The 12,118-nt window shown below is 71.7% G+C and carries 9 protein-coding genes; 4 read left to right on the plus strand and 5 right to left on the minus strand.

The window, feature by feature from the left end:
- Window positions 1-84: 84 nt before the first annotated feature.
- Genes ACYQ8Q_RS10015 through atzF form a run of 4 tightly spaced genes read left to right on the plus strand, consistent with a single transcriptional unit; the run spans window position 85 to window position 6,681 of the window.
- Window positions 85-912, plus strand: a complete 828-nt coding sequence (locus ACYQ8Q_RS10015; protein ID WP_460063726.1) for an urea amidolyase associated protein UAAP1 — start codon at window positions 85-87, stop codon at window positions 910-912.
- Window positions 909-1,514, plus strand: coding sequence for an urea amidolyase associated protein UAAP2 (locus ACYQ8Q_RS10020; protein ID WP_460063728.1), 606 nt, complete (start codon window positions 909-911; stop codon window positions 1,512-1,514). Before ACYQ8Q_RS10015 ends, ACYQ8Q_RS10020 begins: the two co-directional genes overlap by 4 nt.
- On the plus strand, window positions 1,511-5,017 hold the full coding sequence (locus ACYQ8Q_RS10025; protein ID WP_460063730.1) for a 5-oxoprolinase/urea amidolyase family protein: 3,507 nt from the start codon (window positions 1,511-1,513) through the stop codon (window positions 5,015-5,017). The genes ACYQ8Q_RS10020 and ACYQ8Q_RS10025 overlap by 4 nt, the downstream gene beginning before the upstream one ends.
- Window positions 5,014-6,681 carry an allophanate hydrolase gene (gene atzF, locus ACYQ8Q_RS10030; protein WP_460073238.1) on the plus strand — a complete coding sequence of 556 codons (1,668 nt, stop codon included), beginning with the start codon at window positions 5,014-5,016 and terminating at the stop codon, window positions 6,679-6,681. Before ACYQ8Q_RS10025 ends, atzF begins: the two co-directional genes overlap by 4 nt.
- A gap of 89 nt (window positions 6,682-6,770) precedes the next feature.
- On the opposite strand, the gene ACYQ8Q_RS10035 is transcribed toward atzF, so the two are convergent.
- The 5 genes from ACYQ8Q_RS10035 to ACYQ8Q_RS10055 all read right to left on the minus strand — a co-directional run bounded on the left by ACYQ8Q_RS10035 (window position 6,771) and on the right by ACYQ8Q_RS10055 (window position 12,100).
- Window positions 6,771-9,578, minus strand: coding sequence for a DEAD/DEAH box helicase (locus ACYQ8Q_RS10035; RefSeq protein ID WP_460063731.1), 2,808 nt, complete (start codon window positions 9,576-9,578; stop codon window positions 6,771-6,773).
- A 158-nt stretch (window positions 9,579-9,736) separates the two neighbouring features.
- Complete coding sequence (locus ACYQ8Q_RS10040; RefSeq protein ID WP_460063734.1) at window positions 9,737-10,129, minus strand: hypothetical protein; 393 nt, start codon at window positions 10,127-10,129, stop codon at window positions 9,737-9,739.
- 213 nt (window positions 10,130-10,342) lie between these two features.
- Complete coding sequence (gene tatC, locus ACYQ8Q_RS10045) at window positions 10,343-11,287, minus strand: twin-arginine translocase subunit TatC (protein WP_460063735.1); 945 nt, start codon at window positions 11,285-11,287, stop codon at window positions 10,343-10,345.
- Between the two features lie 47 nt (window positions 11,288-11,334).
- Window positions 11,335-11,622, minus strand: coding sequence for a Sec-independent protein translocase subunit TatA (gene tatA / locus ACYQ8Q_RS10050; protein ID WP_358995110.1), 288 nt, complete (start codon window positions 11,620-11,622; stop codon window positions 11,335-11,337).
- Window positions 11,623-11,905: 283 nt separating this feature from the next.
- The gene (locus ACYQ8Q_RS10055; protein ID WP_460063737.1) at window positions 11,906-12,100 is read right to left on the minus strand and encodes a hypothetical protein; all 195 of its coding nucleotides are present in this window, start codon (window positions 12,098-12,100) and stop codon (window positions 11,906-11,908) included.
- Window positions 12,101-12,118: the final 18 nt, after the last annotated feature.

Genomic DNA, 12,118 nt, shown 5'->3' on the forward strand with positions numbered 1-12,118 from the left:
CGCGGGCAACGCCGGCGACCCGGCCCGCCCCTAATTTCTGTCGGGCGACAGAAATTACCTCTTCCCGGCAGCCGGAGGTCCACGATGGCGGCGACAGCGACCACGTACGGAGCACGCGACCACGCCCGCGCCCAGGAGGGCACCCGGGCCGAGGCCATGCCCGTCGTCCCGGCGACCGACTGGCCGGCCCCGCCCTGCGAGGCGGGCCACCTGGTGTGGGCCGAGACCGTGGCCGGCGGCAACTACACCCACCGGGTCCTCGCCCGCGGCACCGAACTGCGCCTGACCGATCTGCACGGCGACGCCTGCGCCCATCTGCTCCTCCACGTGGACGGCCGCCCCTGGGAGCGGCTCAACGTCGCCGACACGGTCAAGGTCCAGTGGAACGCCTACCTGGGCGAGGGCGTGCTCCTCCTCTCCGACCAGGGCCGTGTCCTCGCCTCGGTCGTCGCCGACGGCTCCGGCCGGCACGACGCGCTCTGCGGCACCTCCACCCTCGTCCGCAACACCGAGCGCTACGGCGACGGCACCCCGCAGAGCCCCTCCCCCGCCGGACGCGAGCTGTTCAAGCTGGCCGCCGCCAAGAACGGCCTGGAACCCCGCGATCTGCCGCCCTCCCTCTCCTTCTTCCAGGGCGTCGAGATACGCGAGGACGGCAGCCTCGACTTCACCGGCTCGGCCGGCCCCGGCGCGAGCCTCACCCTGCGCATCGAGCAGGACGTCACGGTCCTGATCGCCAACGTGCCGCACCCGGCCGACCCCCGCCCGGACTACGTCAGCACCCCGCTGGAGGTCCTCGCCTGGCGCGCGGCGCCCACCCGGCCGGGCGACCCGCTGTGGGACGCCACCCCCGAGGGCCGCCGCGCCTTCCTCAACACCGCCGCATTCCTCACCGCGAGGGGGCTCGCATGAGCACGAAGACCGTGGTCCCGGCACGCGCCGCCTGGTCGGCGATCGTCCGCGAGGGCGACACGCTCACCATCACCGACCTGCACGGCAACCAGGCCGTCGACTTCCTCGTCTACGACGCCCACGACCCGTCCGTGCGCTACAGCGCCCCCGACACGATCCACGCCCAGGGCGGCATCTTCCTCACCACCGGCAGCGTGCTGATGTCCAACGAGCACACCCCGCTGATGACGGTCACCGCCGACGCGGTGGGCCGCCACGACACCGTCGGCGGCGCCTGCTCCAAGGAGTCCAACACCCTGCGCTACGGCCACCACACCTGGTCGCAGCACGCGTGCGTGGACAACTTCCTCGCCGAGGGCGCGAAGTACGGCCTCGGCAAACGCGATCTCGTCTCCAACATCAACTGGTACATGAACGTGCCCGTCGAGAAGGACGGCACCCTCGGCATCGTCGACGGCCTCTCCGCCCCCGGCCTCTCCCTCGCCCTGCGCGCCGAACGGGACGTCCTCGTCCTCGTCTCCAACTGCCCCCAGATCAACAACCCGTGCAACGGCTTCGAGCCGACGGCGGTGGAGATGACCCTCACGGGGAGCGCCGGATGACCTTCACCAAGCTCCTCGTCGCCAACCGGGGCGAGATAGCCGTCCGGATCATCCGCACCGCCCGCGAACTGGGCCTGCGCACCGTCGCCGTGTACTCCGACCCCGACCGCTCGGCACCCCACGTCCGGCTCGCCAACGAGGCGGTACGGCTCGGCCCGGCGCCCGCGAAGGAGTCGTACCTCGACGCCGACCTCGTCCTGAAGGCCGCCAAGGACACCGGCGCGGGCGCGATCCACCCCGGCTACGGCTTCCTCTCCGAGGACGCGGCCTTCGCCCGCCGCTGCGCCGACGCCGGGATCGTCTTCGTCGGCCCGACACCCGAGCAGCTGGAGCTGTTCGGCGCCAAGCACACCGCCCGCGCGGCGGCCGAGGCGGCCGGGGTGCCCCTGGCCCCGGGCACCGGCCTCCTGGCGGACCTCCCCGAAGCCCTCGCACGGGCCGAGGCCGTCGGCTATCCGGTCATGCTCAAGGCCACCGGCGGCGGCGGAGGCATCGGCATGTCCGCCTGCCGCTCCCCCGAGGAACTCACCGACGCCTGGGAACGCGTCCAGCGCGTCGCCGCCGCCTCCTTCTCCTCCGCGGGTGTCTTCCTGGAACGGCTCGTGGAACACGCCCGCCATGTCGAGGTGCAGGTCTTCGGCGACGGCGAGGGCCGGGTCGTCACCTTCGGCGACCGCGACTGCTCCCTCCAGCGCCGCAACCAGAAGGTCCTGGAGGAGGCCCCCGCCCCCGGCCTGCCCGACCACGTCCGGCGGCGACTGGCCGCCTCCGCCCGCGATCTGTGCGCCTCGGTCGGCTACCGCTCCGCCGGCACCGTCGAGTTCGTCTACGACGCGGCCCGCGAGGAGGCCTGGTTCCTCGAGGTCAACACCCGCCTCCAGGTGGAGCATCCGGTCACCGAGGAGATCCACGGCGTCGACCTCGTCGCCTGGATGCTGCGCCTGGCCCGCGGCGAACGGGACGTCGTCCGCGACCCCGGCCCCGCGCGCGGGCACGCCGTCGAGGCCCGTCTCTACGCCGAGGACCCGAGCCGCGACCACCGGCCCGGCGCGGGCCTGCTGACCCGGGTCGAGTTCCCGGACGGCGTCCGTGTGGACGGCTGGGTGGAGACCGGCACCGAGGTGACGACGTCGTACGACCCGATGCTCGCGAAGGTGATCGCGCACGGCGCGGACCGCGCCGAGGCGCTGCGCCGCCTGGACGAGGCGCTGGAGCGCACCCGCGTCGACGGCATCGAGACCAATCTGGGGCTGGTGCGGGCGGCGCTCGCGCACCCCCGGTTCACCGCGGCGACCCACTCCACGGCCACCCTCGCCGAGGTGCACGACCCCACCCCGCGGATCGAGGTCGTCGCCGGCGGCACCCTCACCACCGTGCAGGACTGGCCCGGCCGCACCGGGCACTGGCAGGTCGGGGTCCCGCCGTCCGGCCCGATGGACGACCGCTCCTTCCGGCTCGGCAACCGGGCGCTCGGCAACCCCGAGGGCGCCCCCGGCCTCGAATGCACCCTCCAGGGACCCTCGCTGCGCTTCACCCGCCCCACGACCGTGTGCGTGACCGGCGCCCCGGCCCCGGTGACGGTCGACGGCGCCCCGGTGCCCCAGTGGGAGCCGGTGACGGTCCCGGCCGGGGCCGTGCTGGCGGTCGGCGCGCCGGACGGGCACGGACTGCGCACCTACGTCCTGTTCGCGGACGGCCTGGACGTGCCCTCCTTCCTCGGCAGCGCGAGCACCTTCACCCTGGGCCGGTTCGGCGGGCACGGCGGACGGGCCCTGCGCACCGGGGACGTCCTGCACGGCGGCGGGGTCACCGAGGGCACCCCGGTCACCGACCGCCCGTCCTTCGGCTCCGTCTGGCACCTCGGCGCCGTCGAAGGCCCGCACGCCGCACCGGAGTTCTTCACCGAGGACGACATCCACGACTTCTACGCCGCCGACTGGAAGGTCCACTTCAACTCGGCCCGCACCGGGGTGCGGCTGGTCGGTCCCAAGCCGCGCTGGGCCCGCACCGACGGCGGCGAGGCCGGTCTGCACCCCTCCAACATCCACGACACCCCGTACTCCGTCGGCGCCGTCGACTACACCGGCGACATGCCGGTACTCCTCGGCCCGGACGGTCCCTCCCTCGGCGGGTTCGTGTGCCCGGCGACCGTCCTCAGCTCCGAACGCTGGAAACTGGGCCAGCTCCGGCCGGGCGACATCGTCCGCTTCCGTCCGGTGGAGGTGGACGGCACCCCGCGCCCCGAGATCGTCGACGGGGGCGTGCTGGCGCGGGACGGGGACGTCACATACCGCCGCAGCGGGGACGACAACCTGCTGGTCGAGTTCGGCCCGATGCAGCTCGACCTGGAACTGCGCATGCGCGTCCACGCCCTGATGGAGGCGGTGGCCGAGGCCGGCCTGGACGGCGTCACCGACCTGACCCCCGGCATCCGCTCCCTCCAGATCCGGACCGACCCGGCAAGGCTCCCCCAGCGCGAACTCCTCCCGGCCGTACAGGAGATGGTGTCGGCCCTGCCCCCCACGGACGAGCTGGTCGTGCCCTCCCGCACCGTCCATCTCCCCCTCTCCTGGGACGATCCGGCGACCCGCGAGGCCATCGCCCGCTACATGGCGGGCGTCCGCGACGACGCGCCCTGGTGCCCCTGGAACATCGAGTTCATCCGCCGCGTCAACGGCCTCGCCTCGGTGGCCGACGTCTACGACACGGTCTTCGAGGCGGAGTACCTGGTCCTGGGCCTCGGGGACGTCTACCTGGGCGCCCCGGTCGCCACTCCGCTCGACCCGCGCCACCGCCTGGTGACGACCAAGTACAACCCCGCCCGCACCTGGACGGCCGAGAACTCGGTCGGCATCGGCGGCGCCTACCTGTGCGTCTACGGCATGGAGGGACCCGGCGGCTACCAGTTCGTGGGCCGTACGACCCAGGTGTGGTCGCCGTGGCAGCAGCGCGGCGCGTTCGAGCCGGGCTCGCCCTGGCTGCTGCGGTTCTTCGACCGGATCCGCTGGTACCCGGTCGAGGCGGACGAACTCCTCGAGCTGCGCGCCGACATCACGTCCGGCCGGTTCGTGCCGCGGATCGAGGAGGGCACCTTCTCGCTGGCCGGGTACCGGTCGTTCCTCGCCGAACACGCCGACTCCGTCGCGGAGTTCAGGTCACGTCAGCAGGCGGCGTTCGCGGCGGAGCGGGACGCGTGGGAGGCGGCGGGCGAGTTCGCGCGTGCCGAGGCCGTGTCCGCGCCGCCCGCCGCTCCGGCCGAGGTGACCGTCCCGGCGGGGGGCCGGCTGATCGAGGCCGAGTTCGCCGCGTCGGTCTGGCAGCTGAACGTGTCGCCGGGCGACGCGGTGGCGGCGGGCCAGCCGCTGCTCGCTCTGGAGGCGATGAAGATGGAGTCCAGGGTGCACGCGCCGGTGGAGGGCGTGGTCACGGAGATCCTGGCAAGGCCGGGCGACCAGGTGGAGGCGGGGACGGCGCTGGTCGTCCTCGCTCCGGCGGCGCACTGAGACACACCGAGGAGCAGGACATGTCCGCAGTCACCCGGGTCCGTGCGGCCTACGACCGCATCGAGGCCACGGACCGCCCCGAGATCTGGATCGGCCTGCGTCCGCGGGCGGACGTCGAGGCGGAGGCCCGGTCGGTCGACGCGCGCGTGGCCGGGGGCGAACGGCTTCCGCTCGCCGGGCGCCTGTTCGCGGCCAAGGGCAACATCGACGTCGCCGGCCTGCCGACCACCGCGGGCTGCCCGGCGTACGCCTACCGGCCCGAGGCCGACGCGCCGGTCGTCGCCCGGCTGCGGGCGGCCGGCGCGATCGTCCTGGGCACCACGAACCTGGACCAGTTCGCGACGGGCCTGGTCGGCACCCGCTCCCCGTACGGCGCGGTCAGGAACGCGCACGACCCGGAACGGATCAGCGGCGGCTCCAGCTCCGGCTCGGCCGTCGCCGTGGCCCTCGGTGTCGTCGACTTCGCCCTCGGCACGGACACCGCGGGCTCGGGCCGGGTACCGGCCGCGTTCAACGGCATCGTCGGCCTGAAGCCCACCCGCGGTCTGGTCCCGACGGCGGGCGTGGTCCCGGCCTGCGCGTCCGTCGACTGCGTCACCGTCTTCGCCCGCACCCTCTCGGAGGCCGAGCAGGCGCTGTCCCACATGGCGGCCGGCTCCACCCCGCCCCTCCCCGGGCGTCCCCCCGGCCCCTGGCGCATCGCGGTCCCGCCGCTGGAGCAGCTCGGCGAACTCGACGAGGGCTGGGCACAGGCCTACGAGGCGGCGGTACGGCAGCTCGAAGCGGCGGGCGCCGATCTGCGCACCCTCGACCTCACCCCGTTCACCGAGGCCGCCGCCATGCTCTACGAGGGCGCGTTCGTCGCCGAGCGCTATACGGCCGTGGGCAGCTTTGTCGACAAGGCGTGCGCGGACGGGATCGAGGGCCTGGACCCCACGGTCGCCGGCATCATCACCCGCGCCCGGGACATCCCGGCCCACCGGCTCTTCGCCGACCAGGACCGGCTGGCCGCCCTGCGCACCCGCGCGCTGGCCGAACTGGCCGACGCGGACGCCCTCCTGCTGCCCACCGCCCCCGGCCACCCCACCCTTGCCGAGGTCGCCGCCGACCCCCTGGGCGCCAACGCCCGCCTGGGCCGCTTCACCAACTCCACCAACCTCTTCGACCTGGCGGCGGTGGCCGTCCCGGCCGGCGAGGTGAACGGCCTCCCGTTCGGCGTGATGCTGATCGGGCCCGCCCACACGGACGAGCGCCTGGCACGGATCGCCGGACGGCTCCAGCCGGAGACCCGCCTCGCGGTGGCCGGCGCCCATCTCACGGGCCAGCCCCTGAACCCCCAACTCCTGTCCCTGGGCGCCCGACTGGACCGCACGACGACCACGGCCCCCGTCTACCGCCTGCACGCCCTCGACACGACCCCGCCGAAGCCGGGCCTGGTGCACGGGGAACGGGGAGGCGCGGAGATCGAGGTCGAGATCTGGCGCCTCCCCGCCGAGGGGCTGGGCCGCCTGCTGGCATCCCTCCCCCGCCCCATGACCCTGGGCAGGGTGGAACTGGCGGACGGCACCGCCGTCCCCGGCTTCCTGTGCGAACCGGGCGCCCTGACGGACGCCGAGGACATCACGCGGTACGGGGGCTGGCGGAACTATGTGAACAAGGGCTGAGTGGTTCGGGGGCGCGGGGCTCTATCGAGATGCGGCTGCGCCGCGGGTGCGCGACAAGCCACGCACTCCCCGCACCCACCGTCCCACGCTCACCCCACGGACGAGTAGGCGACAACGCCCCGCAGCACCTGCTCAACGGCCTTGCGCGCAGCCTTGGCAACGGTCGATCCCTCCGCGGGAGCGGCCGCCGAGATCTGCCCGAGCACATCGATGACCTGCTTGCACCAGCGCACGAAGTCGCCGGCCGGCATCTCCGCCTCGCGCAGCACCTCGTCGAGGCCCTTCCCGGACGCCCACATGTACACGGCCCAGGCGAACCCGAGATCGGGCTCACGCTGCCCGACCCCCTCGGTCTGGTTGATCCGGAAGTCCTCCTCCAGGGCGTCGAGCCGCCCCCAGATCCGAACCATCTCGCCCAGCGCGGCCTTGGCCTTGCCGGACGGCAGCTTCGGGGCCATCGCGTCGTCCCCGACGCGCGCCTCGTACACCAGCGCGGAGACACACGCGGCGAGTTCGGCGGGGCCGAGCCCCTCCCACACCCCGGCCCGCAGACATTCGCTGGCCAGCAGATCCAGCTCGCCGTAGAGCCGGGCCAGCCGCTTGCCGTCGTCGGTGACCTCGTCGCCCCGCAGATAGTCGAGTTCGGTCAGCAGCGCGACGATCCGGTCGAAGGTCCGGGCGATGGTGTTGGTCCGCCCCTCGATCCGCCGCTCCAGCTGCGAGGTGTCCCGCAGCAGCCGGTGGTAGCGCTCGGCCCACCGGGCGTGGTCCTCGCGCTCGGCGCACCCGTGGCAGGCGTGTGCCCGGATCGCCGTGCGCAGCCGCGCGATCTCGCGGTCGTCGGCGGCCTGCGACCGCTTCTTGCGGGCCCGCTCCGGCGGGATGTGCCCGGCCTTGGTGCGCAGCGCGGACGCCAGGTCCCGACGGGACTGCGGGGAGCGCGGGTTGAACGACTTGGGGATCCGCATCCGCTCCAACGCCTCGACGGGCACCGGGAAGTCCATCGACGCCAGCCGCTTGACCTGCCGTTCGGCCGTCAGCACCAGGGGGCGCGGACCGTCGTGCTGCTCGAAGCCGCGATGCCCGTTGGCCCGCCCGGCCGGCAGCCCGGGGTCCAGGACCAGCGCCAGACCGGCGTACTTGCCCGTCGGCACATGGATGACGTCGCCCGGCTTCAGCTTCTCCAGGGCGACGGCCGCCTCGGCCCGCCGCTCGACCGCGCCCTGCCGGGCCAACTCGGTCTCCCGGTCCTTGAGTTCACGCCGCAGCCGCGCATACTCCTCGAAGTCGCCGAGGTGGCAGGTCATGGAGGCCTGGTAGCCCTCCAGTCCCTCCTCGTTGCGCTGCACCTGCCGGGAGATCCCGACGACCGAGCGGTCCGCCTGGAACTGGGCGAAGGAGGTCTCCAGCAGCTCCCGCGACCGGTGCCGCCCGAACTGCTCGACCAGGTTGACCGCCATGTTGTACGACGGCTTGAAGCTGGAGCGCAGCGGGTACGTGCGCGTGCCGGCCAGTCCCGCGAGGTGGTCGGGGTTCATGGCGCGCTGCCACAGCACCACGGCATGGCCCTCGACGTCGATCCCGCGGCGCCCCGCACGACCCGTCAACTGGGTGTACTCGCCGGGGGTGATGTCGGCGTGCTGCTCGCCGTTCCACTTGACGAGCTTCTCCAGGACCACCGAACGGGCGGGCATGTTGATGCCGAGCGCGAGGGTCTCCGTCGCGAACACGGCCTTGACCAGGCCGCGGACGAAGAGTTCCTCGACGACCTCCTTGAACGTCGGCAGCATGCCCGCGTGGTGGGCGGCGATACCGCGCTCGAGGCCCTCCAGCCATTCGTAGTAGCCGAGGACGTGCAGGTCCTCGCGGGGGATCGCGGCCGTGCGCTCCTCGACCAGGGCGCGCACCTCGGCGCGCGCGTCCTCGTCGTTGAGCCGCAGTCCGGCGTACAGGCACTGCTGGACGGCGGCCTCGCAGGCGGCGCGGCTGAAGATGAAGGTGATGGCGGGCAGCAGGCCCTCGGCGTCGAGGCGCTCGATGACCTCGGGACGGCCGGGGGTCCACACCCGGGACCGCTGGCGCCGCTCCCGCTCCCGGTCGGCCTCGCGCATGGCTCTGCCGCGTCTGCGGTCCTGGTAGGAGGGCCGGCTGGCCTCCATCCTGGCCAGCCGGGTGAGGTCGGGGTTGACCGCCCTGCGGTGGCCCTCGCCCTCCTCGAACAGGTCGTACATCCGCCGCCCGGCCAGCACGTGCTGGAACAGCGGCACGGGCCGGTGCTCGGAGACGATCACCTCGGTGTCGCCGCGGACGGTGTCCAGCCAGTCGCCGAACTCCTCGGCGTTGGACACGGTCGCGGAGAGGGAGACCAGGGTGACCGACTCGGGGAGGTGGATGATCACCTCCTCCCATACGGCGCCCCGGAAGCGGTCGGAGAGGTAGTGCACCTCGTCCATCACCACGTACCCGAGGCCGAGGAGGGTCTGCGAGCCGGCGTACAGCATGTTCCGCAGGACCTCGGTGGTCATCACGACCACCGGGGCGTCGGAGTTGACGCTGTTGTCACCGGTGAGCAGGCCGACCTTCTCGGCGCCGTAACGGCGGCACAGATCGGAGTACTTCTGGTTCGACAGCGCCTTGATGGGTGTCGTGTAGAAGCACTTCTTGCCCTGTTGCAGGGCGAGGTGGACGGCGAACTCGCCCACGATCGTCTTGCCGGAGCCGGTAGGGGCGGCCACCAGGACGCCCTTGCCCGCCTCGAGTGCCTGACAGGCCTCGATCTGGAAGGGGTCGAGACCGAAGTCGTACATCTCGCGGAAGGAAGCGAGCGCGGTGGCCTGCTCGGCGGCACGACTGCGCGCCGCCGCGTACCGCTCGGCCGGGGAGAGGTCGTCTGTCATCGTGCTTTCGAGCGTACCCGTCAGCACTGACAATGCACTCGATCTTTATCAGGGCCTGTCCGGCATGGGGCCCATGGCACCGCTCACACAGCCAGGACCAGGCGCGAGGTGCCGCCCCGCGCTCACGGTGACTCCCGTGAGCGCGAGGCGGTTCGGGGTCACTCGTAGAAGGAGTACTCCCAGACATTGGACATGGTGGTGTCCGACGCCCCGTCCACCGTGCCGACCTTGATCCAGTACGTGACGCCTTCCTTGACGTCGTAGTGGAAGCCCGCGATCGTGCTGTCCGCGCCGCTACCGTCGTACGCAGTCGCCAGCGTCGTGCCGCTGGAGTTGGTCAGCTTGCCCCGCACGCCGTGCCCGTCCGCGTACGTGTCCCAGACCCAGAACTGGTCCTCGCTGTCGACGAACGTGACCTGGCCCACCGTGGTACCGGCGGAGTTGTAGGAGCAGTAGCAGGTGGCCGCCTGGGCGGAGCCGGAGGACACGAAGATCATCCCTACCGAGGACGCCACGGCCAGGATGCCGCTGACGATCGTTCGCTTGAACACATTGCCCCCTGAAGTCCAAAAATTGAACGTGAACCGTCAAGATCGAACTTTAGTACTACGCGGAGTAATAGACGATCATACGATCGGTGATCGTTACCAGCTCGTGATCAAGGACTCTGTCCGCCCGCCCGGCGAACGCAGAGCCGTCCGCCGAAACGCAAGAAGGTGCCCCCCCGTCCGGGGAGACACCTTGCGTTGCCGTGAAGTCCTCTTCTACGTCACGTCGTCATAGCCGTTCACCCGGTCCGTACCGGACTGCTCGGGCAGCGCCGAGGCAACCGAGAGCGCCTCGACCTCACCGATGTCCTCGGGGGTGAGATCCAGGTCCGAGGCCTCGTCGTCAGCGGGACCCAAGGCCTCGCGGCGGCGTCGGCGCCTGTCGTTGACCAGGGAGAAGGCCACGGCACCGAAGTACAGCACCCAGATCGGTCCGGCGAGCGCCAGCATGCTCAGCGGGTCCGTGCTCGGCGTCGCCAGGGCGGCGAACACGGTGATGCCGATGATCATGCCTCGCCACCAGCCGAGCATCCGCGTGCCGGTGATCATCCCCGTGAGGTTCAGGAAGATCAGCAGCAGCGGCAGTTCGAAGGAGAGGCCGAAGACGAGCACCATGCGCGTGACAAGGTCGAGCAGGTCGTCCAGCGGCAGGAGATTGGCGACGCCGGACGGGGTGAAGTCGAGCAGCACGGACGCCGTGGTCGGCAGAACCCTGTAGGCGAAGAACGCGCCACCGAGGAACAGCGGCGCACCCATGCCCACGAAGGCGTAGGCGTACTTCTTCTCATGCTTGTGCAGACCCGGCGCGATGAACGCCCACAACTGGTACAGCCAGACCGGCGAGGCCGCGACGACGCCGGCCATCAGGGACACCTTCAACGCGAGCGTGAAAGGCATCAGCAGACCGTTGACGGTGATCTGTGCGCACTGCTTCTTCGAAGTCTTCGCCAGTTGCTCGAAGGTCATGTCACAGCCGACCTTCTTGAGGATCGGCTCCGTGACGAAGTTGATGATGTCGTAATAGAAGAAGGCGGCCACGACCGTCACGAGCACGATCGCCAGCATCGCCTTCGCAAGCCGGTTGCGCAGCTCACGGAGGTGATCCGCGAGGGGCATCCGCCCCTCGGGGTCCTTCTCCTCCTTGCGGGCAGACTTCAGCAACCCACGTTCCCATCTCGTGCGGCGGGCCGGAGGTCACCGGCCCTGCGTCAGCGCTTGGTCGTGTCCGTCGGCTCGGTGACCGGGCGGGAGCTGGTCACATCGCCGGGAGCGGCCTGGATGGTGCGCTGCGCGGGGGCCTCCTCGCCGGGGTTCGGCGGGCCGGCCGGGGTGGCGGTGCTGTTGCCCTCTTCCTTCATCGCCTTCGCCTCGCTCTTGAGGATGCGGGCGGACTTGCCGAGCGAGCGCGCCATGTCGGGAAGCTTCTTGGCGCCGAACAGCAGGATGACGACGACGAGGATGAGAATGATCTCGGGGGCGCCGAGCCTTCCGAACATAAGTCTTTACCTTCTCACCGAGGCGGCTGGGTGGGGGTGCTGTCCGACCGGTCGGACAGATGTCCGAACGATCGTGCTGGCAGCGATCGTAACGCTCAGGGGTGAACGTGAGGCAATCCCCGTGCGTACTCCCGGTCCGCGGTCCGGGCCTCGTTCTCCGGGCCGCGATCTGCACACTACCCGCCCCCGCCACCACGACGGGAGGGCGAAGTGGCCCAAAACGCATTCGGCGCCGGACTCACAGAACCACCACAGCCCTACACCAGGGTCAGCACAGCGCCTCTCACAGCGCGTCCACAGCCCCGGCCACGCTCACCGACGCCCGCTCGAGCTCCTCGGCGGCCCGGTTGATCCGGCGGGCGGACTCCGTGACCTGCCGGCCGAGCCGCCGCGCCTCCACGAAGACCCGGACGGCGAACACCGCGAGCACGGCGAGACCCACGAAACCCACGGCTACCGCGAACATCGGCCAGAACATGAGGCGAGCCTAGACCCT

It is taken from the genome of Streptomyces sp. YKOK-I1 (assembly GCF_054660435.1).